At 46.0% G+C, this 25,033-nt stretch carries 23 protein-coding genes; 14 read left to right on the top strand and 9 right to left on the bottom strand.

Annotation, left to right across the window (positions count from 1 at the left end; translation table 11 throughout):
• Positions 1-48: 48 nt before the first annotated feature.
• Positions 49-1,341 (bottom strand): NCS2 family permease, encoded by a 1,293-nt coding sequence (locus P402_RS0113630; RefSeq protein ID WP_026829183.1) that lies wholly within the window; start codon positions 1,339-1,341, stop codon positions 49-51.
• 208 nt (positions 1,342-1,549) lie between these two features.
• Here P402_RS0113630 and P402_RS0113625 point away from each other — a divergent pair, with 208 nt between their 5' ends.
• From P402_RS0113625 to P402_RS0113575, 10 genes are all read left to right on the top strand, one after another.
• A complete protein-coding gene (locus P402_RS0113625) occupies positions 1,550-3,307 on the top strand; it encodes a sensor histidine kinase (protein ID WP_026829182.1) in 1,758 nt (585 codons plus the stop codon).
• On the top strand, positions 3,307-4,011 hold the full coding sequence (locus P402_RS0113620) for a response regulator transcription factor (protein ID WP_026829181.1): 705 nt from the start codon (positions 3,307-3,309) through the stop codon (positions 4,009-4,011). Before P402_RS0113625 ends, P402_RS0113620 begins: the two co-directional genes overlap by 1 nt.
• Before the next feature lie 26 nt (positions 4,012-4,037).
• Positions 4,038-4,745 carry a purine-nucleoside phosphorylase gene (gene deoD / locus P402_RS0113615; RefSeq protein WP_026829180.1) on the top strand — a complete coding sequence of 236 codons (708 nt, stop codon included), beginning with the start codon at positions 4,038-4,040 and terminating at the stop codon, positions 4,743-4,745.
• A gap of 101 nt (positions 4,746-4,846) precedes the next feature.
• Positions 4,847-6,229 carry an aldehyde dehydrogenase gene (locus P402_RS0113610; protein WP_026829179.1) on the top strand — a complete coding sequence of 461 codons (1,383 nt, stop codon included), beginning with the start codon at positions 4,847-4,849 and terminating at the stop codon, positions 6,227-6,229.
• A 68-nt stretch (positions 6,230-6,297) separates the two neighbouring features.
• The gene (locus tag P402_RS0113605; protein WP_026829178.1) at positions 6,298-7,515 is read left to right on the top strand and encodes a CDP-glycerol glycerophosphotransferase family protein; all 1,218 of its coding nucleotides are present in this window, start codon (positions 6,298-6,300) and stop codon (positions 7,513-7,515) included.
• Positions 7,512-7,904: a glycerol-3-phosphate cytidylyltransferase gene (tagD, locus tag P402_RS0113600; RefSeq protein ID WP_026829177.1), complete on the top strand. Its 393-nt coding sequence runs from the start codon at positions 7,512-7,514 to the stop codon at positions 7,902-7,904. The genes P402_RS0113605 and tagD overlap by 4 nt, the downstream gene beginning before the upstream one ends.
• 55 nt (positions 7,905-7,959) lie before the next feature.
• Positions 7,960-9,102 carry a CDP-glycerol glycerophosphotransferase family protein gene (locus P402_RS0113595; protein ID WP_026829176.1) on the top strand — a complete coding sequence of 381 codons (1,143 nt, stop codon included), beginning with the start codon at positions 7,960-7,962 and terminating at the stop codon, positions 9,100-9,102.
• A 164-nt stretch (positions 9,103-9,266) separates the two neighbouring features.
• On the top strand, positions 9,267-9,974 hold the full coding sequence (locus tag P402_RS0113590) for a Crp/Fnr family transcriptional regulator (protein ID WP_026829175.1): 708 nt from the start codon (positions 9,267-9,269) through the stop codon (positions 9,972-9,974).
• A 325-nt stretch (positions 9,975-10,299) separates the two neighbouring features.
• Positions 10,300-10,770, top strand: coding sequence for a cytochrome c oxidase subunit II (locus tag P402_RS0113580; protein ID WP_026829174.1), 471 nt, complete (start codon positions 10,300-10,302; stop codon positions 10,768-10,770).
• Positions 10,771-12,462 (top strand): b(o/a)3-type cytochrome-c oxidase subunit 1, encoded by a 1,692-nt coding sequence (locus tag P402_RS0113575; protein ID WP_034770022.1) that lies wholly within the window; start codon positions 10,771-10,773, stop codon positions 12,460-12,462.
• 93 nt (positions 12,463-12,555) lie between these two features.
• On the opposite strand, the gene P402_RS0113570 is transcribed toward P402_RS0113575, so the two are convergent.
• The 5 genes from P402_RS0113570 to P402_RS0113550 form a co-directional block, all read right to left on the bottom strand.
• Positions 12,556-13,185, bottom strand: a complete 630-nt coding sequence (locus tag P402_RS0113570) for a response regulator transcription factor (RefSeq protein ID WP_026829172.1) — start codon at positions 13,183-13,185, stop codon at positions 12,556-12,558.
• The gene (locus P402_RS0113565; protein ID WP_026829171.1) at positions 13,182-14,207 is read right to left on the bottom strand and encodes a sensor histidine kinase; all 1,026 of its coding nucleotides are present in this window, start codon (positions 14,205-14,207) and stop codon (positions 13,182-13,184) included. The genes P402_RS0113570 and P402_RS0113565 overlap by 4 nt, the downstream gene beginning before the upstream one ends.
• The gene (liaF, locus tag P402_RS0113560) at positions 14,204-14,923 is read right to left on the bottom strand and encodes a cell wall-active antibiotics response protein LiaF (RefSeq protein WP_012369506.1); all 720 of its coding nucleotides are present in this window, start codon (positions 14,921-14,923) and stop codon (positions 14,204-14,206) included. The genes P402_RS0113565 and liaF overlap by 4 nt, the downstream gene beginning before the upstream one ends.
• 59 nt (positions 14,924-14,982) lie before the next feature.
• Entirely contained in the window at positions 14,983-15,606 is a 624-nt protein-coding gene (locus tag P402_RS0113555) for a PspA/IM30 family protein (protein WP_026829170.1), read from the bottom strand.
• Positions 15,607-15,668: 62 nt separating this feature from the next.
• Positions 15,669-16,046 (bottom strand): lmo0954 family membrane protein, encoded by a 378-nt coding sequence (locus tag P402_RS0113550; protein ID WP_026829169.1) that lies wholly within the window; start codon positions 16,044-16,046, stop codon positions 15,669-15,671.
• Positions 16,047-16,318: 272 nt separating this feature from the next.
• Here P402_RS0113550 and rsgA point away from each other — a divergent pair, with 272 nt between their 5' ends.
• Positions 16,319-17,368 (top strand): ribosome small subunit-dependent GTPase A, encoded by a 1,050-nt coding sequence (rsgA, locus tag P402_RS0113545; RefSeq protein ID WP_026829168.1) that lies wholly within the window; start codon positions 16,319-16,321, stop codon positions 17,366-17,368.
• Positions 17,369-17,452: 84 nt separating this feature from the next.
• Here the strand turns inward: rsgA and abc-f are convergent, their stop codons facing one another.
• From abc-f to pflB, 3 genes are all read right to left on the bottom strand, one after another.
• Positions 17,453-19,129, bottom strand: coding sequence for a ribosomal protection-like ABC-F family protein (abc-f, locus tag P402_RS0113540; protein ID WP_026829167.1), 1,677 nt, complete (start codon positions 19,127-19,129; stop codon positions 17,453-17,455).
• A 270-nt stretch (positions 19,130-19,399) separates the two neighbouring features.
• A complete protein-coding gene (gene pflA / locus P402_RS0113535; protein ID WP_026829166.1) occupies positions 19,400-20,122 on the bottom strand; it encodes a pyruvate formate-lyase-activating protein in 723 nt (240 codons plus the stop codon).
• Between the two features lie 24 nt (positions 20,123-20,146).
• Positions 20,147-22,396 (bottom strand): formate C-acetyltransferase, encoded by a 2,250-nt coding sequence (pflB, locus tag P402_RS0113530; RefSeq protein ID WP_026829165.1) that lies wholly within the window; start codon positions 22,394-22,396, stop codon positions 20,147-20,149.
• Between the two features lie 347 nt (positions 22,397-22,743).
• On the opposite strand from pflB, the gene P402_RS0113520 reads away from it, so the two are divergent.
• From P402_RS0113520 to P402_RS0113510, 3 genes are read left to right on the top strand one after another with little or no spacing between them, the layout of a single operon-like run.
• Positions 22,744-23,175 carry a hypothetical protein gene (locus tag P402_RS0113520; protein ID WP_026829164.1) on the top strand — a complete coding sequence of 144 codons (432 nt, stop codon included), beginning with the start codon at positions 22,744-22,746 and terminating at the stop codon, positions 23,173-23,175.
• 37 nt (positions 23,176-23,212) lie between these two features.
• The gene (locus P402_RS0113515; RefSeq protein ID WP_235188885.1) at positions 23,213-24,379 is read left to right on the top strand and encodes a DEAD/DEAH box helicase; all 1,167 of its coding nucleotides are present in this window, start codon (positions 23,213-23,215) and stop codon (positions 24,377-24,379) included.
• Positions 24,376-25,017 (top strand): hypothetical protein, encoded by a 642-nt coding sequence (locus P402_RS0113510; protein ID WP_026829162.1) that lies wholly within the window; start codon positions 24,376-24,378, stop codon positions 25,015-25,017. The genes P402_RS0113515 and P402_RS0113510 overlap by 4 nt, the downstream gene beginning before the upstream one ends.
• The last annotated feature ends 16 nt before the right edge of the window (positions 25,018-25,033 follow it).

Raw genomic sequence — 25,033 nt, 5'->3', positions numbered from 1 at the left:
TAAAAAAGCGTGTTGCTTCCAACAAAAATTGGAAGCAACACGCTTTTTTTAATGAAGGAAAAACAATTGAATGAAAAATAGAACGGCAAACAGATAAATCAAAAAGTGAACACGTTGTTTTTGAACGGCCTTCATGATCGGATAGATGATGAATCCAAACGCGATACCTGTTGCGATACTGCCGGATAGCGGCATGATGATGATCACCATGAACGCGGTAAAGGCTTCGCTGAAATTTTCCCACTCGATTTGTTTGATGTTTTGTAACATCAGGGCACCTACAAGAAGTAAGGCCGGTGCTGTAATAGCAGGAACACTCGAGATCGATTGAACGATTGGACCAAACACTGCTGACAGCGCAAACAAGATTCCGACCGTGACAGAGGTCAAGCCGGTTCGTCCACCCGCTGCGACACCGGAAGCCGATTCGACATAGGCCGTTGTCGGACTTGTTCCAAACATAGCTCCGGCAATCATCGCCGTTGAATCAGATAACAGGGCACGTTCACTGTTTTTAAGTGATCCGTCTTCTTCGATCAGTCCAGCCTGTTCGCCGACTGCGACCATCGTTCCGGTCGTATCAAACATCGTGACGAGCACAAACGAAAGAACACCACTGAAAAGTCCATATTGAATGACATCTTGAACGGCAGTGAGCGGATTCGCGACAACAATGCCTTCCGGTAAAGTCGGTAAAGCAATCAAAGTTTTCGAGAACGTCAACTCACCGGTCAAGAAAGCGAGCAATCCGGATAAAATCATAGCGTACAACAGTCCGCCCGGAACGCGCTTAACCGTCAGAATAGCAGCTGCCAGTAAGCCAACTAATGTGATTAGAGCTTCCGGTGACGTTAAAGAGCCGATTGTAATCAAGGTAGCCGGATCTGCCACAAGGATACCGGACATCTTCAAACCGAGGGAAGCGATGAACAAACCGATTCCTCCAGTGATTGCTAATTTAAGTGTAGTCGGAATGACTTCAATCAACTTAGTCCGCAAAGGGGACAGCGACAACAAAAGAAAAATGATTCCGGCGACGAAGACAACTGATAAAGCCGTTTGGTATGGAATTTTTTCACCGATGACAAGTGTATACGTGAAATAAGCGTTTAATCCCATTCCTGGTGCTACGGCAATCGGTAGGTTGGCATAGAAGCCCATTAATAACGTTCCGATCAGCGTAGCAATGATCGTTGCCGAGAAAGCTTGATCTTGTGGAATCCCTGCCTCGGACAAAATAGTTGGGTTGACGAAAAGAATATAAGCCATCGTGATGAACGTGATAAAACCAGCTTGAATTTCACGTTTGACCGTTGTATCGTGTGCTGAAAGTTTAAACATGAGTCAAAGACCACCTTAATCTCAAAAGTTTGTTAAAAACGAACATTAACGATGATATATCAATATTCATTCGGAATCAAGTGTTGTTTTTTTAGAAATATAATTTGAATGAAATCACAACGGATGTAAACAAATAAAAGTCACGCATGTAAGCGGATACAGCTATGCTATACTAATTATTAGAAGAAAAAGGATGGAGGAGACGGCGATGAAGAGCATCCGAACACGTTTGATCCGACTTGTCGTCTTAGCAATTCTGATTCCGACGACGCTTGCTACATCAGCTTCTTATCTCTATGTACGCAACCAAAACGTGGAGCAGGCGGAACGTTCAAGCTTGAACGCTTTGAAAAGAGGAAGTAACCAAATCAGTCATTATATGGAAGATGTAAGACGGTTACCGACGAGTTTGTATGCCAATCGCTCATTGCTCAATATTATGAACGTCGGAGCGGATGCCGAGCTCAGTGAATCGGAAGGTGTGATTTCACGGGCGCTGCTCGGACTCTTTTTATCCAGGCAAGACATTGAGCAACTTCACTTCGTTATCTTAAAAGGCAACTCAGAGTACTCGGTTTATAACATGAAGACATCAAGCCGGGGGAAATTTGATTGGCTGCAGGAGACCGATTACTTTCGTTTGATGAAACAGGAAAACGGCTGGCTGATTGATCCGGCACATCCGATTGCTGCCTATAATACACATACGATGATTTTGGATGATAAACAGATTGTCAGCTTCCGTTACCGGATCAATCGTGTGGAAACGGATGAACCGCTCGGGTTTCTTTCTGTCGATATTCCGACGAGTGTCTTTGAACAACAATTAAAGCTGTTCGAAAATTTCCCCGGTGAATCGCTTTGGCTGTTGAATGGAAATCAGCTGATTGCGAAAACGGGAAAAGAACTTCCGGTCACGAATGACCGATTGACAGGTAAAAGTGGAAGCATGCGTGTCGGTGACTCATTCATCGTCTATGCCAAAACGAAAACACAAGGTGTTCCCGTTACATTGGTCAAGACGACTCCATACGCTTCTGTCGTCAAAGGTGCTAATGAAACGGCCCTGATTTTAATTTTGATCGGGATTGTCTCGTTGGTCTTGATGATTATTGCAGCAAGTCTCGTAGCACTTGAAATCACAAAACCAATCAAACAACTGACAGCAAACGTATGGCGTGTCGAACAAGGTGATTTATCAGCCCAATTCGTTGCGACGACCAATGATGAAATAGGATTACTGAATCGACAGTTCCAACGAATGATTCAACGAATCGACCGGCTGATCAAACGGGAATACCGTTTGGCACTTGAAAATCGGACGAATGAATTGCGTGCCTTACAATCTCAATTGAATCCGCATTTTTTATTTAATGCCCTGCAATCCATCGGGACGACGACGTTACAGGGCGACCGGAAAATCGCATATCGTTCGATTACAGGACTTTCGCAGATGATGCGTTATTCCATGAACAATGAGCAGACGATCGTGACGTTGAAGCAGGAAGTGGATCATCTCCAATCCTACATGCGTCTTCAACAGCAACGTTTTCCGGATCGGTTCCGTTATATTGTCGATGTACCGTGGCATATGAATTCGATTGAAGTTCCAAAGATGATTTTACAACCTTTTGCTGAAAATTATTTTAAGCATGCGTTTAATCAGCAGGTGGATGCAACCGAAAATTATCTCGCTTATAAAGTCAGAAGCGATGGGGATCAACTGATCATCCAAGTGGAAAACAGCGGGGCAGTCATGGAATCAACAGAACTGGAAAGTATTGATCAAACCATGCGCATGCATCGCCGGCCGGAAGATCGTCAAACGTCCGGCATCGGTCTACACAATATCTACGAACGTCTATTGATCTTTTATGGAGAGGAAGCCAGCATGATCCTGCAGTCTCCAATTGAAGGTGGTTTTAGAATCGTCATTCGAATTCCCGTTGAACAGGAGGAACTGTGATGAATGTATTGATCGTAGACGACGAAAAACATGTACGTGATGCCGTAAAATTGCTCGGAGAGTGGGATACATGGCAGGTAGACAACATCTTTGAAGCGGATGATGGAGTCACTGCCAAACGTTTTTTGGAACAGGAAAAAATCGATTTGATGTTAACAGATGTTGAAATGCCCGGACTTGACGGGTTAAGTTTACTCGAATGGACAAAAAATCATCATCCAAAGGTCGTCACGATTGTATTGACAGGGTATGATGATTATACGTATATGCGTCGTGCAATTTTGCATCAATCGTTTGATTACTTACTCAAGCCGATCGATCCTGATATTTTAAATGATGCCGTCGCCCGTGCGATGGAATTGATAGGTCCTGCTCCAGAACAAGGAGAAGCGATTGATCAGATTGCAAAGTACATCGCGACACATTATGCGGAAGAACTAACGCTTCAACTCATGAGTGAACGCTTTTACTTAAGTCGGGAATATATTTCAAGACGATTTAAACAACGTTTTTCGGTTAATCTTTCGGATTACATTCAAACGATCCGTTTAAATCGGGCAAAGGAATTGTTGGGTGAGACGGATGCTCGCATCTACGAGATTGCGCTTGAAGTCGGATACCATGATGATAAATATTTTCGGAAAGTCTTTAAAAAGCAATTCGGAATGACTCCGAATGAGTTCCGAGAGTTGTTGTCGGTTTAGTCACTATTTAAGAGGAGGAATCGTACATGAGCGTACACATTAACGCAACAGAAGGTCAGATTGCAGAAACCGTATTACTTCCAGGAGATCCGCTTCGTGCAAAATATATTGCCGATACATTTTTAGAGGACGTCGTTTTGTATAACGAAGTTCGCGGAATGTATGGTTTTACAGGAACGTATAAAGGCAAAAAAGTTTCTGTTCAAGGAACAGGGATGGGTGTCCCGTCGATGTCGATTTATGCAAACGAATTGATCCAATCATACGGAGCTAAAAATCTGATTCGAGTCGGTACTGCCGGCGGGATCACGCCGGATGTCAAAGTCCGCGACGTCGTCATCGCGATGAGTGCGTCACATGATATGGCACAAAACCGAGTTCGGTTCAACGGACTGGATTATGCGCCGACAGCATCGTTTGACTTATTGCACAAAGCTTATATGACAGCGAAAGAGCACGGCATCGATGCAAAAGTCGGTCAAATCTTCACGACCGATCAATTTTATCAAGATGATTTCCATCACTTCAAAAAATGGGCGGACTTTGGTTGCCTGGCAATCGAGATGGAAGCGGCAGGCCTCTATACACTTGCTGCAAAACATAAAGTCAATGCGCTGACGATCTTGACGATTTCCGATCATTTGTTGACGGGCGAAGAGACGACATCGGAAGAACGTCAAACGACGTTTAACGATATGATGAAAGTAGCACTAGAGACAGCGATTCAGCTGTAAACGGAAGGCGGAGAAAACACTCTCCGCTTTTTTTATTTGCCCTGACAGCTATGGTAGAATGAGAAGTAAGAAATGAATGAGCTCACAAGGGGGATTTACGGATGGGATTGACGACAACGGGATTAGATGTAGCACGTCAGGTCGAGGTACAACGGACTTTTTACAAGACAGGCGCAACAAGAAGCATTGCTTTTCGTTTAAGTATGTTGACGTTTTTGAAACAAGCGATTGAAACGCATGAAGCAGCCATTTATGATGCATTGAAAGCAGACTTGAATAAAGGACGTCAAGACGCCTTTACGACAGAAATCGGTTTTGTCTACGGCGAAATCAATCGGATGGAAAAACAATTGCGCCGTCTTGCAAAGCCGCGCCGTGTCGGGACGCCATTGTTGCATTTCGGCTCGAAAAGCGAAATCCGTTTCGAGCCGTACGGAAACGTGCTTGTCATTGCACCTTGGAATTATCCTTTCCAACTTGCCCTTGCACCTGTCGTAGGAGCGATTGCAGCAGGAAATACCGTCGTTTTAAAACCTTCGGAATTAACGCCAAACGTCTCGCGTGTGTTGCGTGAAGTTTTTGAGACAGCCTTCCATGAACGTTTTGGTGTAGTGATTGAAGGCGATGCGGAAGTGAGTGCAGCAGTGTTGGAAGAGAAGTTTGATTATATCTTCTTTACCGGCTCGACACGCGTTGGAAAAATCGTTCATCAAGCAGCAGCGAAACACCTGACACCGGTCACCCTTGAACTCGGGGGCAAGTCTCCGACGATTGTCCACAAGGATGCAGATTTAAGACTCGCAGCGAAGCGGATTGCCTGGGGGAAATGGTTAAACGCCGGACAGACATGTATCGCACCGGACTATGTTTTCGTTCATCGGGACGTCCAAGAAACATTCCTGCGTTATATCGAAGAAGAGGCATTTTCACAGTATGGGAACGGTGTAGGAGTTGGATCATACGTCAAAATTGTATCCGATAGTCACTTGGAACGCTTAACAGGCTATCTCGATCAGGGAGACATTGAATTCGGCGGACAAGTTGACCCGGAAACAAGAAAAATGGCTCCGACCGTCATGACGAACGTTCCACTTGATTCAAAATTGATGCAAGAAGAAATATTCGGTCCGATTTTGCCGGTTCTTGTATATGATGAAATCGAAGATGTCATCACATTTGTCACAGACCGTGACAAACCGCTTGCACTTTATTTGTTCACAGAGAACGATTTCGTCAAGGAACGTGTCCTGAACCGGATTTCCTTTGGCGGCGGTTGTGTGAATGATACACTCATGCATGTCGCACAGCATAATTTACCGTTTGGTGGCGTTGGCGCCAGTGGTATCGGCGGATATCATGGCAAATACAGCTTTGAAACGTTCAGCCATCGAAAAGGTCTTGTGCACAACACGACGAAGTTTGATTTACCTTTCCGTTATATGCGTTCAAATACTGATTCCAAATGGATGCGCTTTTTGTTATGATGGTTGAGGTTTGATTTATATGAAGTTCTATAAAAAGTAAATTTTTTGTTAAATTAAGGAGTACAATTTTGAAACGTCAATTACGTCAGTGGATCAAGAAAACCAAATTGATCGAAACGGGATTGCATCTTGTGATGCGGTTGTTTGCTTGTTTGCCGGTTCACCAAAATCGCTTCCTTTTTGAAAGCTTTTTAGGGAAACAATACAGTGACAATCCACGTGCTATTTATGAAACGCTAAAACAAGAACATCCGGAACTTGAGTTGATTTTCAGTAAAGATCGGCAAAGTGTATTACATGACCCGACGGTTCAGACAGTAGATCGAATGACCATTCGCTGGATTTATCTGCTCGCTACATCGCGTGTCTGGATTTCTAACAGCAGGCTTCCCTCTTGGTTGTTCAAACGAAAAGGAACCATCTATTTACAAACGTGGCATGGAACGCCGTTAAAGAAGTTAGCACTCGACATGGATGATGTGCAGATGGCTAATACGACGACAGAACGCTATAAACGTGACTTTGCGCGTGAAGCATCCAAGTGGGATGTATTGATTTCACCGAACGCCTATTCAAGTCGGATATTTCGGCGGGCCTTTGATTTTTCAGGTGAAATGCTTGAAATCGGTTATCCGCGTAATGATGTGTTTTACCAGACGGAACGCCATCCGGAAATTCTTGAACGGGTCTATTCCCGGTATCAGATCGATCGGACCAAAAAAATCATTCTATATGCGCCGACATGGCGAGACAATGAATATGTGGTACAGGGGTCTTATTCCTTTAAGTTGCCTTTTTCGTTGGAACAGTTTGAAAAACGGTTTGGTGCTGAATATACGTTACTCATCCGGATGCATTATTTAGTCGCAGATCAAGTGGATACGACGGCTTATCCCTCTATTCATAACGCTTCGGGTTACCCGGATATTTCAGATTTGTATATCGCAGCGGATGCCATGATTACGGATTATTCTTCCGTCATGTTTGACTATGCGCATTTGAAACGACCGATGATTTTTTATACGTATGATTTAGAACATTACCGGGACCAATTGCGCGGATTTTATTTTGACTTTGAACAGGAAGCACCCGGACCGCTCGTTTTACAACAATCACGGCTATTTGAAGAGATTGACCGATTGCACGAATGGAGCGATCGATATGGTCCGGCGTTTGCCGCATTTGAAAAGAAATTTTGTCAGTGGGATGACGGAACAGCGTCTTTAAAAGCCTATCAACGTATACTGCAACCCGCCAGCAATCAGCATAAAGGAGAATCATCATGAAAAAAGTCATCACGTACGGTACATTTGATTTACTACATTGGGGTCACATCAACATCCTCAAACGCGCAAAGGAAATGGGCGATTATTTAGTCGTTGCGATTTCGACGGACGAGTTCAATCGACTGAAACACAAAGAATCGTATCACAGCTTCGAAAACCGTAAATTGATTTTGGAATCGATTCGCTACGTTGACGAAGTTATCGCGGAAAACAATTGGGATCAGAAAGTCACGGATGTACAAGAACATCAAATTGATACATTTGTCATGGGGGATGACTGGGCCGGCGAATTCGATTTCTTGAAAGAATATTGTGAAGTCGTTTATCTCAGTCGGACGGAAGGTATTTCGACAAGCCAAATCAAAACGGAGTTAGGCAACGGTTCGTGAACAAACAAGACCACACCCTGCGTGCGGTCTTTCTTTATGGAAGGGGGGGAATAACGTGAGAGAGAGTATCGTGCAAATCTATTTGCTGCTTTTTCGGATTTTCTATCGGATCTTCTGTTTGTTACCTGTGAGACCAGTAACGCTCTTTTGGGTCACTTACGGTGATAATGTGAAACCGATCAATGATGCGCTCCTGACGGAATTTCCGAACGAAAAACGGTATTTGATTTATGATAAAAAATTTGTAAAATATCCGGAAGCATGGTCGGCAGAATATGCCTTGCCCTATCGCAGACTGCGTTTTATCCGACTGGCGTATCTGCTCGCGACATCGAAGCATCATTTCATCGATAACTACATCGGCGAATATAGTGTCGCCCCGATTCGCAAAGGAACAAAACGGATCCAGTTATGGCATGCTGCAGGGACGTTAAAAAAATTCGGTTTGACGTCCTCGAAGAGTTTAATGGTCCCGAAACATGTCCTGCGACGTTTCAAACGGGTGTATCGACGTTATGGGGACTTCATCGTACCGGGAGATGCATGTGCAGGACAATTCATGGCGCCGCATGATCTTCCACGGACAGTCTTCAAAACATTTGGAATGCCCCGGACGGATTATTGGTTCGACGAACAACATCAACATATTAAAAAACAACTTTGCGCTGCCTACGTCAAAAAGGAGCGGCGTATAATATTATATGCACCGACTTACCGGGAATATAATGGAATGGAAGGACAGACCGTCCGCCAACTCGAACAATTGACCGAGCAAGGCTGGACGATTCTCGTCAAATTACATCCGACGGTCCGCTCCATGTTCACGCATCAAAAAACAGATGTGCACTTCGTTACGGACGAATATTCAATCAATGATTACTTACTCATCACCGATGTATTGATCACCGACTATTCCTCGATTCCTTTTGAAAGTTGTCTGCTCGACATTCCGACTCTTCTTTACACACCTGATATTGATACGTACCGGCAAATTCCGGGTATCATCGATTCCTATCCGAACCCGCTACCGGTTATCTACACGAATCAATTTGACGTGATGTTGAACTGGATTAATTCGGAAGCAGCTCTGGAAGAAAGTCGAACGGCGATGAAAAAATTCAAAACGGTCTGGTATACGGAACAACCAGGACAAGCGACACGTCGTATTGTTGATCATTACTACCGGAAAGTGCGTTGAGGTAAAAAAACAATCTAAGTTTTTAAATGAAACTAGGATTGTTTTTTATTTAAAATATTTTGTGAAAACATGAACAATGTTTGACAATCTTTTGAAAAAACGTTTTTTTGACGTGTGATGTTCTATACTAGGGTCAGAAGGAATCAAGGAAAGGAGAATGCGAAATGCTTGCTTGCGGAACAACAGAAGCAAATACGTTTGTCTTATCGGCAGAGACACGAATGGTACTGGAAGACTTCATGACAGAGGTGACGTTTAAAAAGGAATCCATCGTTTGTTGGGAAGGTGAGTTAAACGATAAGTTGTTTTATGTGAAGCAAGGCGGTGTCAAACTGTCTAAACTGACGAAAAAAGGCAGTCCCCTGATGATGTTTTTATACTTTAAGGGTGATTTGTTCGGTGAGTTTGACGTCGGAGAAGCATTTCCAAGTTCTTATAGCGTTGAAACGATGGAAGACAGTGTACTGGGTGTCATTTCGAAAAGTAAGCTGGAAGAATTGATGAAGCAGGATGGTGTATTTGCCTTAGAAATTATGCGTTGGCAAGCCTTGATGCGCAAACAGTCCGAAACGAAACTGCGTGACCTGTTACTGTTTGGGAAACAAGGCGCGCTTGCTTCAACCTTACTGCGCTTGATTGCCATGCATGGGAAACAAGTCGGGCAAGACTATGTCATATCTAAACGACCATCCGACAGCGAACTCGGTCAGTTGATCGGAGCACCACGTGAAACAGTCAATCGCATGTTTTCCCAATGGAAAAAAGAGAAGGTCATTTCATCAACGACGACTAAAATCATTGTCCATGATGCTAACTATTTGAGAGATTTATGCCATTGTGAAGGATGTCCGGTAGGGGTCTGCCGAATCTAAAAGCGAAACGAATCCTCTTGTCCTTGAGACAAGGGGATTTTTTTGCTTTCTTCCTAACATGTGAACTTTATGTGTGTTTTTAGAAGAGAAAGCGCGAAATCGTCACAAATGGTGTGACATTTATCACGGTCTCGAACAATCCGACTTTTCTAGAATAAAGACAGGGCATCAAGTTGAAATGAGAAGGGAGTCGAGCATCATGAGCAGTAAACCAGAGCCGAATTTATCAGGAACCATCGTCGCCGTCTTTATCGTCGCTTCCGTCATCATCGGGATGTGGGGATCGATTTTTCTATTATTTAGTTCCAGATAAGGAGGAAAGACAATGCACATTCATCGCTTGGAGAAAATTTGGTTGGGGTTTGGTTGTGTGATGTTAGCTGTTTTTTTAGTCATCATAGGTATCTCTGCTTTTGCATCCGGCAATCAACCGCCGTCTGACGCTACATTAATTGATCCGACACAAGTGGATCAGACCAAACCATTTGATAAACCGGGATTAAAAAAAATTGACGACAACCGCTATGAAGCAGTCATGGTGTCGCAAGCGTTTCAGTTCACTCCGCAAAATATGGTAATCAAAAAAGGGGCAACTGTGGATTTTCTCGTGACGTCAAAAGATGTCGTTCATGGTTTTGAAATCGTGAAGACGAACGTCAACATGATGGTCGTACCCGGTCATATCAATTCGATCGAATATACCTTTAAAAAAGCCGGAGAGTATTTGATTGTCTGTAATGAATATTGCGGAAGCGGGCACCATATGATGTCAACAAAAATTAAGGTGGTGGAGTAAATGAATGCCATTTCGAGAAAATTAAAAGAGTTTGAGATGGAGCGGGGAATGCCGGCGACGGCCATTGGACTAAAGGAAGCAAAACTGGCTTTTGCCCATGTCAGCTTTTCGCTCGTCGCCTTGTTGATTGGCGGGTTATGCGGTTTACTGCAGACACTCGTCCGGACAGGTGTGATTCCGGAAATTGCAGGCGTTGGTTATTATGAATTATTGACGGCCCACGGGTTGATGCTGGCGATTGTATTTACGACATTATTTATTTTTGGCTTACTATTTTCTTTTTTAGGACAATCGTTTGGCCGTTTCGAAGAATTTCCAAGACGGCTTGGTTGGGTCGGATTTTGGTTTATGATGCTTGGTGTCGTCCTCGTCACATGGATGGTCCTCGCAGGGGAAGCCTCTGTTTTATATACCTTTTATGCACCATTGAAAGCTCACCCGGTCTTCTATATCGGACTCGTCATCTTTGTTGTCGGGACGTGGATTTCTTCCGGTGCGATGTTCCGGATGTACGCGGATTATAAACGGGAACACAATGGCGTTCATCCACCGCTTCAAGCATACATGAGCATCATGACGGTATTGTTATGGGTCGTCGCGACACTCGGTGTCGCTGCTACGATTTTGTTTCAACTCTTACCGTTGTCACTCGGGTGGACGGATAAAGTCGGGATTGAGTTGTCACGGACGCTCTTTTGGTACTTTGGTCATCCGCTTGTGTATTTTTGGCTGTTACCGGCATATATCGTCTGGTACACTGTGATTCCGAAAATCGTCGGAGGGAAGATTTTTTCAGATGCATTAGCCCGGATGTCATTTTTATTATTCTTACTGTTTTCTTTCCCGGTCGGATTTCATCATCAATTGCTCGAACCGGGTATCTCAGCCTTTTGGAAATACATTCAGGTCGTCCTCACGTTTCTTGTCATCATTCCATCCTTGATGACAGCTTTCTCGATGTTTGCGACGTTTGAATTGGCAGGACGACGTCAAGGCGCAACCGGACTGTTCGGATGGATCAAGAAGATGCCTTACCGGGATGTCCGCTTTTTAGCACCGTTTGTCGGAATGTTATTTTTCATTCCGGCGGGAGCAGGTGGAGTCATCAATGCGTCGCATCAATTAAACATTGTTGTCCATAACACACTGTGGGTGACCGGTCATTTTCATATCACGGTCGGAGCTGCCGTTGCCTTAACGTTTTTTGGAACGGCTTACTGGCTGGTTCCGTTGCTCAGAGGGCGGACGTTGACGAAACAACTCAACCGGATCGGACTGGTTCAAACGATGTTATGGACGATTGGTATGCTGTTTATGTCGACAGCGATGCACATCTCAGGACTGCTCGGTAATCCGAGACGGACCGGCCCTGCGGCTTACTTCAAGGATTCTCTTGTCGCAGACTGGATTCCTTACCACGTGGCGATGGCGATCGGCGGAACGATTTTATTCCTTTCGATTCTGCTGTTCTTATTTGCGATGTTCCAGCTCGCTTTCCGGGCACCGAAAGGGATGGAAGAGTTCCCTGTTGCCGAAACAGAAGAAGCAGCGATGCAAACTCCACTGTTCTTCGAGAATTGGAAGCTTTGGATTTTCGTGACGTTTGCGTTAATTGCATTTGCCTATACAGTTCCAATTTGGCATATGATTGAGAATGCGCCGCCTGGAGCACCAGGCTGGAAATTGTGGTGACAGAACGAGACCGGGTTCCTCTGAGATACAGGAGGAACCCGGTCATTTTCATTGAGTATGAGAGCAATTGTAAGTATAGAAGAATACTGAAGATTACTTAACGATGTTGTGTTTAAACGCATAAACGACAGCTTGTGTACGGTCAACGACATCAAGCTTCGACAAGATGTTCGAAACGTGAGTTTTGACAGTCTTCAAAGAGATGAACAGCTCATCGGCAATTTCCTGGTTCGCCATTCCACGTGCCATCAGTTGCAAGACTTCCTGTTCACGTTCTGTCAAATCATCATGGAGATGGCTCGTTGGTTTTCTTAAACGTTCCATCATTTTACCGGTGACTTGCGCCGCCATGACGGATTGACCGCTTGCTGTTTTTCGAATCGCTTCCGCAATCTCAAAGGCACTTGCTGTTTTTAAGACGTAACTCATTGCACCGGCCTCGATGACAGGATAGACTTTTTCATCATCTAAAAAGCTGGTGACGACTAAAATCTTGGCATCTGGCCATTCTTTTCGAATCAAACGTGTTCCTTCAACCCCATCGACCGGCTCCATGACTAAATCCATTAAAACGACATCCGGACGATGTTTCAATGCAAGCTCAGCACCTGCTTGTCCATCTGATGCTTCTGCTACGACCTCGATATCTGCTTGAGTGGACAAAAAAGCAGAAACACCCGCACGGACCATTTCGTGATCATCGACTAATAACACACGTATCATACTTGCACCATCCGATCTTTTCTTAATTTTACTTCAATTTGCGTTCCTTGTCCCGGAACACTGACTAGACGAATCGTTCCACCCATCTCGGCTGTTCGTTCCCGCATCGAGTTGATGCCGTAAGAAGCGAGTTTTTTTTCATCGACGATAAAACCGACACCGTCATCATTCATGCTTAAGATGACTGTGTCATTGAATTGACGAAGTTCAATGTCCATATGTGAAGCTTTGGCATGACGCAACGCATTGGTCAGCCCTTCTTGGACAATCCGGAACAATTCGTTTTCAATCGGGCGGGGTAATTCGATGGCTTCAAGCTTCCAACTCAACTCGGTTGACTGCTTTCTTGATAATTCTTCTAACAATTGAGTCAGACCTTGCTGAAGGGTCATACCTTCTAGTTCCACCGGTCGTAACTGTAACAAAAGGGAACGCATTTCTGACTGTGCCGTCTGGGCCATCGTTTCGACCAAATCAATTTGTTTGGCAGCTGTTTCCGGTTGCGTCAGAATCGTCTGTTTCGCTGCTGTCGTCATCATCGAGATGGCATACAGCTGCTGGGAAACAGAGTCGTGTAAATCACGGGCAAGCCGTTTTCGTTCCTCCGTGATGGCCTGGACACGGACTTGTTCGATATGTTGGGGACGGGTACTGATTTTTTGAACGGTTTCGACCTGTTCATCAATCCGTTTCCCGATACGGGACAGACGCGTCAGCGTATGGAAATAGGGACCGTTGACAATCGTCACTTCTTTTCCTTGTTCCAGTTCGATGATGGCCGTCGTAACTCTCTTGAAATCACGCCGTAAAAAGAAATAGTGGATACTGCCAACTGCTAACGGTAATAAAAGAGATAAACCGATGACAAGCAGAAAAACAGGAAAGTCCTGTTGACGGACGAAAAGTACATGCCAATTGACCTGGCGTGTACTTAAAAATAATAACGTCGTCATCACAGCCGTTAAAAAACCGGTCATGACCTGGAGTGCGATGACACCAAGCGGAAATTGATCACGTTTCATATCGAGGTCACCTCCACGTTCCCGATGCCGAGCATGACATGAATCCGGACTTTTCGGACAGCCTCGTCATATTCGGGGGCACGGTACTGGATTCGGCGGTTGAAGAAAGTAGGAATACGGCGGACATCTGTTTTGACGCTCCCGAAACCGATCGATGTGTCGAGTGTGTAGTCGTAACCGGACGGTAACAAGATCCGGACATCGCCGACGACACCACTGACAACGATCAGTGTCTCGCCTTCCGGAACATAGGCATGTGTCAAGTCGATTTCGAGATCACGAACGATGAATTGTTCACTCAAATCTTTTAAGACATAGGGCAGTTCTTGTTGTGTCGCAAACGAGTAGGCCGGTTGAATCTTAATGCCTTCCTCTTCGTAAAGACTCGGTGAAATTTTTGAGAAGAAAAATTCCCGGACAGAGTGACGTGTGACGAGAATGATTCCGAGATACAGCAAGATGCCGGCGATGACAAATCCAATCGCTGCTGAACTGAGGACGACACCGGCTAAGATGATTGTACCAACGATATAAAACAGGATAGCCAGTTTTTCATGATTTCTTTTTCGGAAATGAATCCCGACATAGTACAAGAGGAAAGGGAAAAGAACTCCGAATAACACGTTTCCCGCACCTGTCATCAAATCATAAAATAATCCGAGAGCAAACAGGATCGACACGTAGCCGACTAGTTGTTTTGTACTTAATCGTCGCACGGGCAATCTCCTTCCTGACATGACAAAGGGAGGCAAGAATGCCTCCTTCGTCCGAATACTTATTTTTGGAAACGACGTTCGAGATCGGCAATCCGGGCATCGATATCATCTTCTGCAATCGGAGCTTCCTCTTCCTTCGGTTCAGGTTCGTCTGTTGTAAATGGATGTTGTTCTTGTTTAATAGTAGCATTTGGTTCACGTTCTAGCACCTGGTTCATCTTCGATTTTAAATTCGAGACGTTTTCGCGCATCATCCATTCATACCGTTTGTTTTGTAAATCTTCCAGCTTCAGTTTTAATTCCAGTGCTTCCCGTTCGAGCTGATTGAGCTCACGTTTCGTTTCGACGATCAGTTCTTCAAAGAAACGGAACTGTTCCCCGTAATGTTTCGACTCGATCGCCGCCCGTTCCGCAAGTTCTTGTTCGTTCGCTTCTTTGGCGATTTCGACCTGCTTAAAGCGTTTGTCTGCCAACTCTTTTGCTTCATCTTGTTTATGCGTCAGTTCGACAAGCAACGTCCGCTGACGTTCAAGTAAACGATCAATTTCTTTTAAATCCGACTCAGTCGTCCGAATGTGGCGGACCAACTTCTTGGCAGGCGCTTCCCCTTGGTCGGCCGCTTTTTTAACTTCCGTCATCATTTGGTTCGCAAACTCGTTTAATTGATCAAATACATTTTTCATGAAAAATTCCTCCTTGGATGTTGGATCAGCAAAATGTTTGGCAGTGATGTACTGTCTGCGTATTAGCGTTTTTGATTGAGGTCTTTCCAATCGGCTTCAAAGTGGGTCGAAGTGGTTGGACGACGGCGGGCAAACAATTGATTTAAATCGACGCGTTGCATTTTCATGCGCATGTATCCGATGTAAAGTGCCAGTGCAGCAGCGATTCCGACGACGGCCCAAATGTTCGACAAGGCAAGACCGATTCCGAGTGCAGCGAGTAATCCGAATCCGATTTTCGCGAAAACTTTTGATGTTTGGACAAACTTACTGATGGCATAAAATGCGAGGAGCGCACCGAGCCCGAGTCCGATCATGTGCGGTAATGTACCGATGACGACAGCGAGAAGGGCGAGACCGGCAAGTGCCATCAAGACCTGTTTTCCTTTTGATTGCTTCATGATGAAGCCTCCTTTTTCTTGATACTCTTATCTTAAGGGAAGAAGCAGGGAGGCACGACGCCCTTCGGACCGTAATTGTCTCCGACTTGAGGCGGAGTATGAAGGTCTGACTTCCATAGCTTCGCTAGGTCCGGTCCGTATAATATGGTAAAATTCGACTAACAGAAACGAGAGGAGTGGTGTTTTTATGTATGCAATCAGCTACGTAACAGAAAACCATATCGGAACACAGGGAGGGGTTTCCCTCCCTTAAAATCAGAGGAGGAAACCAATTGAACGAATGGGGTAAAATACCGGCACATGAAGTCGGAATAAATGAACAGTTAGGTCGTATCACGGCAGCCTTTCAAAAGCAATTTCGTGTGATGACAGCTGACGGAGAAACATTAAGTGAGTTATCCGGAAAGTTGCGGTTTGAAGCCTTGACGAAAGCCGAACTGCCGGCAGTCGGGGACTGGGTGATTCAAAAGGACCGTGAAGCAGGTAAGGGACGGATTGAACGTGTTTTGCCGCGGACTACGCAATTTTCCAGGAAAGCAGCCGGAACGGAAACTGAGGAACAAATCATCTGCGCGAATGTCGACGTCGCATTACTCGTCATGGCATTTGGACATGATTTTAACGTTCGCCGACTGGAGCGGTATTTGACGGTTGCCTGGGAAGCCGGGGTCACACCACTTATCGTCTTGACGAAAAAAAGTTTAGCCGATTCGGTCGACGAGTTCCTGTCGGAGATAGAAGCAGTCGCCTTTGGTACACCGTATTTCGCCGTGGATTCATTGACGGGTGACGGGGTGGACGACTTAAAAGACGCTTTGCAACCAAATGAGACGATTGTGTTGGTCGGATCGTCCGGTGTCGGGAAATCAACACTCGTTAATGCTTTGGCAGGAGAACAGCTGATGGAAACGGGTGGCGTTCGGGAGGACGATGAGCGCGGACGGCATACGACGACACACCGGGAATTAAAACGGTTGTCGAGTGGCTTGTTACTCGTCGATACACCGGGTATGCGTGAACTCGGACTATTGGATGGAACCGAGGGATTGGCATCGACGTTTTCAGACATCGAGACGTTGGCAGAGTCCTGCCGTTTCCGTGACTGCCAGCACGGCGAAGAGCCAGGCTGTGCGGTTCAAGCCGCTTTGGCGAACGAAAGCTTGTCGCACGAACGGTGGGACAGCTTCCTGAAACTGAAACGTGAAGTCGCCTATGCGGAACGAAAACAAAATGTCGCCTTACAAGCAGCCGAAAAAGAGAAGTGGAAGAAGATCCACAAGCAGGCACAGGCCCGAACGAAATTGAAGTATCAAAAACGATGATTTAATTTAACATCACAAAACGAACGACGCCCTTCTGATTAAACAGAGAGGCGTCGTTCGTTTTGTTAAAAAAAGGTAAAGGGTTTAATCCTGATCAAAATGAACAGTTCCCGTCAATTCATCGAGACGTCTTAAATCGTTCTGAATCGCTTGAATGTCACTTGGTTGTTGTTCCCGGAGTAGTTTCGTTCCGACAGGATGGACGACAGCTTCTTGATCTAACGCGATTGTCCGGTTCGAGAGTCGGTCATTGAAGTAACGATCGTGCGAAACGAACAACAGTTCACCCGGAAAGACATCGAGAGCCGCCTCGATTTGTTCGCGGGTCGTTAAATCCAAGTAGTTGGTCGGTTCATCCAAAATCAACAGACGGGCACCGGAAAAATAGAGGCGTAAGAAGGCGATCCGGCATCGCTCGCCCATGCTCGCTGCGTCAATTGGTTGATAGACCCGGTCACGCCGAAATAGAAAACAAGCGAACAGCGTCCGCGCATCGGTCTCGGAAATCGTTGTCTCTTCCATCAAAGCGTCCAACAGAGAACCGGAAGTCGGTAAATTCGAAAGCGCCTGAGAAAAATAACCGGTCGTCAGGGACGGATGACGTATGATTGTTCCTTGAGTCGGATTCAGTTCACCTTGAATCAGACGGAGCAACGTCGTTTTTCCGGAACCGTTCCGACCGATGACGGCAATCCGGTCTCCTTGCTGGATGGAGAAGGTCAGCTGTTTCAATAGTGGGAGACTCGCGTAAGAAAAGGAAACGGCGTCCAATGAAAGCAACTGCTTTGCTGCAAAGGATGCGGCTTCAAACGCGACATGAACGGACGGTGCCGCTTCTGGTTTGGCAACCCGTTGATCTAGTACCTGTTCGAGCTGTTTTTCTTTTGCTTTGAACTTTTTCGCTTGTTTGGCTGCCTTTTTCTTGGCGTATGGATCGCGTTCGCTTGCATGGGCGACAGCTTGTTGATGCCAGTTTTGGTATTGATGGATCATCCGCTTCAGTTCTTTGCGTGTTTTTTCCTGTTTTTCATATTCGCGTTCTTGGGTCAGGCGTTCCTGTTCTTTTTGCTGGCGATACGTTTGATAGTTGCCTTTATAACGTGTTGCGAGACTCGGTGTCAGCTCAATGACGGCATCGGCCGTTGCATCGATGAAGGCACGTTCATGTGACACGTAAAGAATCGCGATGGGTGTCTGGTGCATCCATTCAATCAACCAATCCAATGTGTCGGCATCCAAGTGATTGGTCGGCTCGTCTAGCAGAATGAAATCTGGTTGTTGGACCAACAGACAGGCGAGTTGGATGCGGGTCTGTTCGCCTCCGCTGAGTGTGTCAAAGGGGTGAGACCAGACGTATTCAGGCAGTTGAACTTCTTTTAATGCACGTGCTGCGTCCGCTTCGAGTGAAAAAGCATCAACATCCAGAGCGACTTGGTACGCTTCGATGGATGGCGAGTGGAGTGTTTGTTCCCGTGCCTGATAACGAATTTGATCGGCTTGCTCGACCAGACGAAGTGCCGGTTCATCAGAAGAGAGGTGTTGGGCGACATGACCGGCGTTTTTATATGCACGGAAGATATCGCCGGACGTCGGCTTGATCTGTTGGAGAATGATTTGTAATAACGTGGTCTTCCCGACGCCATTGGCACCGACCAAGGCGACATGCTCACCCGGATGAACGGAAAACGAGATGTGTTGGAACAACGTCTGTTGCGGAAGCTCAACGTGTAAATCGTGAATCGATAAGATTTCAGTAGGCATATTCTCAGCTCCTTAGGAGTTCATTTCGATACAGATGAAATGAAAACACACCATCCGAAAGCGAGCGGATGGTGTGCAGGAGTGCAGATCAAAGAAGGTATCTTCCTGATGAGGGAAATACCGAAAATGAGCAGACTCGTAGCGTCAGTCATCCGCAACTCATTGCGAAAGTGATGAATTCTTTCATCATTAGACAGTAGCGAGTGAATGCTTCATTTCGGTATTGTACCTCCTATTCATAGACTATGTGTTCAGTGTAGCAACTTGTCGTCAGCAAGACAAGTAAGAATCCAGCAAGGTTTGTGCATCCGTTGCTTCTTCCGGATTCGGTTGTAAAACATCCGCCAATGGATAGTCGAGACCAAGCGCTTCCCACTTGTAGACACCGAGCTGATGGTAGGGAAGGACTTCGACCCGTTCGACATTACCGAGTGTCCGGATGAATTCGCCCGTCTGTCGAAGAAAGGTCTCCGTCATCGTCAAACCGGGCACGAGGACGTGGCGGATCCAGACGGGAATGTTTCGCTCCGCCAACCGTTTGGCAAAGGCAAGTGTATTGGCGTTACTCCGCCCCGTCAGAATCCGGCAGGTCGCATCATCGATATGCTTAATGTCGAGTAACACGAGATCCGTGTAATCGAGAATCCGGTCGATATTTTTAGGGACGACCGAACCGGCTGTATCGATGACGGTATGCAAGCCTTTTTGTTTTGCTTCCCGAAGTGCGGCTTCCAAAAATTCCGGTTGGGCAAGCGGTTCTCCGCCGGAAAATGTGATACCACCGCCTGTCGCTTCGAAAAATGATCGGTAACTTTCCGCTTCTTCAATGATTTCCGTTGCCGAGACGGAACGACCACATCCGAATTCCCACGTATCTGCATTGTGGCAGTATTGGCAACGTAAAGGACAGCCTTGCGTGAAGACGATGAAGCGAATACCCGGTCCGTCGACCGTGCCGCAGGATTCAACAGAATGAATCGTTCCGTGTGTCATAGCCATTTCAGTCCTTTCTTTCAGTTAAAGTGCACCGTGGAACGTCCGGTTGATGACGTCGATTTGCTGTTCGCGGGTCAACTTGATGAAGTTGACGGCGTAACCGGAAACGCGGATCGTCAATTGTGGATAGAGTTCCGGATGTTCCATCGCATCGAGCAATGTTTCCCGGTCGAAGACATTGACGTTTAAGTGATGTCCTTTTGAAGTAGTTCCGCCCATATAGCCGTCAAGCAGTCCGACTGTATTTCGAATTCGTGTCGGTTCATCTTTCCCCAGTGCTTTCGGGACGATGGAGAACGTGTAGGAAATGCCGTCAAGGGCATGTTCATACGGTAATTTCCCGACGGAAGTCAACGCAGCGACGGCCCCCTTCGTATCCCGACCATGCATCGGATTGGCTCCCGGTGCGAATGGTTCACCAGCCCGTCGTCCATCTGGCGTATTGCCGGTTTTTTTGCCGTAGACGACATTTGAAGTAATCGTCAAGACGGATTGAGTCGGTAAAGCATCGCGGTACGTCGGATGTTTCCGGATTTTTTCCATAAACAGTTTGACGAGATCAACCGCCATCTGATCGACCCGTTGATCATTATTTCCGAATTTCGGGAAGTCACCTTCGATTTTAAAATCAACGGCGATTCCATCTGCATCACGAATCGGGGAAACTTTAGCATAACGAATGGCAGACAGACTGTCGGCGACGACGGACAGTCCGGCGATACCGCAAGCCATCGTCCGTAAGATTTCTGGATCATGCAACGCCATTTCAATCCGTTCGTAACTGTATTTATCATGCATGAAATGGATGACGTTCAACGTATTGACATAGAGTTCCGCCAACCAGTCGAGTTGACGGTCGTACGCGGCCATGACCGTTTCATAATCCAAGACGTCATCTAAAATCAAATCGGTTTTTGGAGCGACTTGAATTTTAAGTTTTTCATCCATGCCGCCGTTTAACGTATAGAGGAGTGCTTTTGCCAAGTTCGCCCGTGCTCCGAAAAATTGCATCTGTTTTCCGATTTTCATGGCGGAAACACAGCATGCGATACCGTAGTCGTCGCCGTAAATCGGCAACATCAAATCATCATTTTCATACTGGATCGAACTGGACAGAATCGACATCTTGGCACAAAATTCTTTAAAGCCGCGCGGTAGTTGTGTGGACCAAAGGACTGTCAGATTCGGTTCTGGAGCCGGACCGAGATTGACGAGTGTCTGCAGGAAGCGGAACGAACTTTTCGTGACGTTGGAGCGGCCGTCCTCACTCATCCCGCCGATGGATTCCGTGACCCAGGTCGGATCACCGGAGAATAAATCATTGTAGTCCGGGGTACGCAGGAATTTGACGATTCGCAGTTTCATGACAAAATGATCGACTAGTTCCTGTGCTGTTTGTTCCGTCAAACGTCCGGTCTGCAAATCACGTTCGATATAAATATCGAGGAACGTTGAGACGCGGCCAAGTGACATCGCAGCACCATTTTGTTCTTTAATGGCAGCAAGATAAGCGAGGTAAACCCACTGGAACGCCTCTTGTGCGGTTTCAGCAGGACGGGATAGGTCACAATCATAACGATTGCCGAGTTCGGTCAGTTCCTGCAATGCACGAATTTGCTCATTCATTTCCTCACGGTCCCGGATCATCGATTCGGATAAAAAGCCGCCACGGTTCTGTAAGTCTTGTTTCCGTTGCTCAATCAAGTACGCTGTTCCGTATAACGCAACGCGACGGTAATCACCGATGATCCGACCACGTCCATATGCATCCGGAAGACCGGTGATGATACCTGCTTTTCGGGCGGCACGCATTTCGGGAGTATAGGCATCGAACACGCCTTGATTATGTGTTTTCCGGTATTCACTGAACGTCCGTGTCACAACAGGATCTGCCTTAAAACCATAGGCCTCGAGCGCATCGTTAACCATCCGGATTCCGCCGTTCGGATGAATCGAGCGTTTGAACGGTTCATCCGTTTGGAGACCGACGACTTTTTCTAAGTCACGATCGAGGTATCCGGGGCCGTGTGACAGGATCGTTGATGGTGTCGCAGCGTCAACGGCATATACACCACCGCGTGTCCGCTCTTCGCTTGTCAAACTCATGATTTGTTGCCACAGTGTTTCCGTAGCAACTGTTGGTCCTGCGAGAAACTGATCATCCCCTCGATATTCTGTCCGGTTTCGACGGATGAAATCTGCTACGTCAATCTGATCGTTCCACGTTCCTGTTTCGAATTGTTGCCATGCTGGTGTTTTTTCAAGTAACATTACGAACACTCCTTTGTTTGTAAGGTGAACAGTCCAAGATATATCCCTTATGTGAATAGTGTAACAAACATTAGAAGGGAAGAGTTTTACATCCCGGTGAAAGCGTAAGAGACTTGAAAAACGTTGGTATAGAAGGGATTCGTCAAATGTGTACCAGTGATTGGAACATGCTCAAAAAACAGAAAAAGGTTGAAATACAGCCATATTTTCAAATCTGTATCACTATTTTGATGCTCATCTGAACAAGACAGTTCGAATCGTGATAAAAGTCACACCGGGTTATCTTGTATTTTTATGACGTATCGTTGACAATGAAAAAGGGAATATAGACCGTGGAGGTGCATAAAATGGATTTTTTGCTGTTGGAAGACCGTGCCGATTATAGAACAGGTGATTGGGTGACGTTAAAAGTATCGACTGAAGGAACACCGAGAACAGGAATGATTACGGAGTTTGAGGAAGACGGATTTTGGATTCGTTTTGAAGATGACTTTGATTTTGAAGACTTCATCGGATATAAAGAAAAATACTTGGCGAAGCTGATTCGTCGCCCGAGTGATGTCCGATCCGATTACCCGGTGCTCAGTCAGTTTCCGAAACTGGCGGATGAACTTCAAGACCGGGTCATTCAAGGGTTTGATATTTTGACGGAAGAAATAAAGAATGACCAGGAAGTGGTATATCACATCCGGCTCATCGACGCAGGAAACGAATACACACAAACGTTACGTGGTCTGCGTGACGAAACGACCGATCAATTTGAATATGTTACAGAATGATGCAGAAGAGAGTAGGAGAATACACGTTATGGACTTTATGAAGCCTTTTATTACAGAAGCATGGGAGCGCGCCCGCTTCGAAAAAATGATGCCGGTTCAAGAACAGGCAATTCCATTAGTACGCGAAAGAAAAGATGTTTTGGTCGAAGCACCGACCGGGACTGGGAAAACATTAGCATATGTCATCCCAGCATTAGAATTGATTGATGAAAATGAACCGCATATCCAAGTCGTGATTACAGCACCGACACGTGAGCTGGTCATGCAAATCCATCAAGTCATTCAACTGTTTTCGCAAGGAAGCGGCATTAAATCAGGTGCCTTCATTGGTGGCGTCGAACTCAAACGCCAGCATGAACGATTGAAGAAAAAACCGCAAATCATCGTCGGTACACCGGGACGACTCGTCGAACTGATTGATTCTAAAAAAATGAAGATGCATAAAGTAAAACTGATTGTTTTAGATGAAGCCGATCAAATTTATGAAAGCGGCATGAGCGCTTCGGCAACACGAATTGCCAACAGTGCACTGCGTGATCGTCAGTTGGCCTTCATCTCGGCGACATTGCCGGAACGAACGGCAGAGTGGGGAAAAACATTATTTGCGAACGAGCCTGCACGGATTAAAGTAGAACGTGTGATGAGTACACAAGTGAAATTCGGTTACATCGAAATGTCACGCCGTCTTAAACCGGAATACTTGCGTCGCCTGGCGAACATGCAGGGAGCGAAAGTATTGACGTTCATCAATAACCGCTCATTCCTTGGACCATTAAACGGTGAACTCAGTAAGTTCTCATTAAAATACCGAATTCTTGACGCCGAAAAAGGAAAACGGGAACGGATGGAGACACTCCGTTCATATAAACGGGGAGAGTTCCCATTGCTCGTGACGACGGGCCTCGCAGCCCGTGGACTCGACATCGAAGCGGTCACCCATGTCGTCCATTATGATTTACCTGAGTCATTTGACGATTTCGTTCACCGTTCAGGACGGACAGGACGCGGGAATGCATCCGGTATGGTCCTTGCCCTCGTCACGGATCACGATTTGAAACACCTGAAGACACTGACTAAACAAATGGGTGTGGAAATGGAAGAGATGGAAATCTATCGTGGCGAAGTGATTCCGAAACGGGAACACACGGAACCCGAAACAATCAAACGACCGGCGAACCCACACCGGAAAGGACCGACACGATGAAAAGTGAGCGAAAGATAATCCCTTTTCCGACGACTGTATCGGAAGCAGAGATGAATACGGCGCTTAAGACGATGTATCAAGAGGCCGCAACGGCTAGAAGTACAGACTGGGTGGCATTCATCGAAGAAATCGCAACAGAAGGACGTTGGTATTTGAAAGACGCCGAACTGTTTCGTGATTTATTCGTCGATTGGGCGATTTTCTATGAAACGGATGAACAAGGGAAAACGCCTCACGGCCGCTTTTTAGAACAGGTTAAGGAAGACATGTCACCAAGTCTGTATCGGGCGCTGAGAGGTTTGGCGGATCCCGTTCCCTCCCTGTTTGTTGTTGAGGAAGAGCGGGTCGTCGACATCATGTCAAAACAGACGTATCAGACGGATTTAGCAGAAATTGAAGTCGAGCCCGGTGATTTGTTGGTCGGTAAACTTCTTTATATCTCGGGGAAATGGCGTTTTGCGATTGCTTACATGAAAGTCGCCAAAGCATTAGTTCCAGAAGTCCGGATCCTTTTAGCTGATTTCGTGGACGAAGTAGGAGAAGATGCCTTGTTACGCCAATATCCCGAATTTTGTGCCGAGTTGATTGATTTATTACTCGATATCGAAGAAGGAAACATCGCACCACGTCCAGAATAATCAAAACCGGCCTTTC

It is taken from the genome of Exiguobacterium sibiricum 7-3, from assembly GCF_000620865.1.
GTDB lineage: Bacteria > Bacillota > Bacilli > Exiguobacteriales > Exiguobacteriaceae > Exiguobacterium_A > Exiguobacterium_A sibiricum_A.
This window is presented reverse-complemented; position numbering and strand designations above follow the sequence as displayed.

Coding starts and splice junctions, on each gene's coding strand:
- P402_RS0113550 (WP_026829169.1), bottom strand. CDS start 16,046: ATGAAGCAATCAAAAGGAAAACAGGTCTTGATGGCACTTGCCGGTCTC.
- P402_RS0113570 (WP_026829172.1), bottom strand. CDS start 13,185: ATGATACGTGTGTTATTAGTCGATGATCACGAAATGGTCCGTGCGGGT.
- pflB (WP_026829165.1), bottom strand. CDS start 22,396: ATGTTACTTGAAAAAACACCAGCATGGCAACAATTCGAAACAGGAACG.
- P402_RS0113510 (WP_026829162.1), top strand. CDS start 24,376: ATGAAAAGTGAGCGAAAGATAATCCCTTTTCCGACGACTGTATCGGAA.
- P402_RS0113515 (WP_235188885.1), top strand. CDS start 23,213: ATGAAGCCTTTTATTACAGAAGCATGGGAGCGCGCCCGCTTCGAAAAA.
- pflA (WP_026829166.1), bottom strand. CDS start 20,122: ATGACACACGGAACGATTCATTCTGTTGAATCCTGCGGCACGGTCGAC.
- deoD (WP_026829180.1), top strand. CDS start 4,038: ATGAGCGTACACATTAACGCAACAGAAGGTCAGATTGCAGAAACCGTA.
- P402_RS0113565 (WP_026829171.1), bottom strand. CDS start 14,207: ATGAAACGTGATCAATTTCCGCTTGGTGTCATCGCACTCCAGGTCATG.
- abc-f (WP_026829167.1), bottom strand. CDS start 19,129: ATGCCTACTGAAATCTTATCGATTCACGATTTACACGTTGAGCTTCCG.
- P402_RS0113590 (WP_026829175.1), top strand. CDS start 9,267: ATGCTTGCTTGCGGAACAACAGAAGCAAATACGTTTGTCTTATCGGCA.
- P402_RS0113555 (WP_026829170.1), bottom strand. CDS start 15,606: ATGAAAAATGTATTTGATCAATTAAACGAGTTTGCGAACCAAATGATG.
- P402_RS0113575 (WP_034770022.1), top strand. CDS start 10,771: ATGAATGCCATTTCGAGAAAATTAAAAGAGTTTGAGATGGAGCGGGGA.
- P402_RS0113610 (WP_026829179.1), top strand. CDS start 4,847: ATGGGATTGACGACAACGGGATTAGATGTAGCACGTCAGGTCGAGGTA.
- P402_RS0113625 (WP_026829182.1), top strand. CDS start 1,550: ATGAAGAGCATCCGAACACGTTTGATCCGACTTGTCGTCTTAGCAATT.
- P402_RS0113580 (WP_026829174.1), top strand. CDS start 10,300: ATGCACATTCATCGCTTGGAGAAAATTTGGTTGGGGTTTGGTTGTGTG.
- P402_RS0113620 (WP_026829181.1), top strand. CDS start 3,307: ATGAATGTATTGATCGTAGACGACGAAAAACATGTACGTGATGCCGTA.
- P402_RS0113520 (WP_026829164.1), top strand. CDS start 22,744: ATGGATTTTTTGCTGTTGGAAGACCGTGCCGATTATAGAACAGGTGAT.
- P402_RS0113630 (WP_026829183.1), bottom strand. CDS start 1,341: ATGTTTAAACTTTCAGCACACGATACAACGGTCAAACGTGAAATTCAA.
- tagD (WP_026829177.1), top strand. CDS start 7,512: ATGAAAAAAGTCATCACGTACGGTACATTTGATTTACTACATTGGGGT.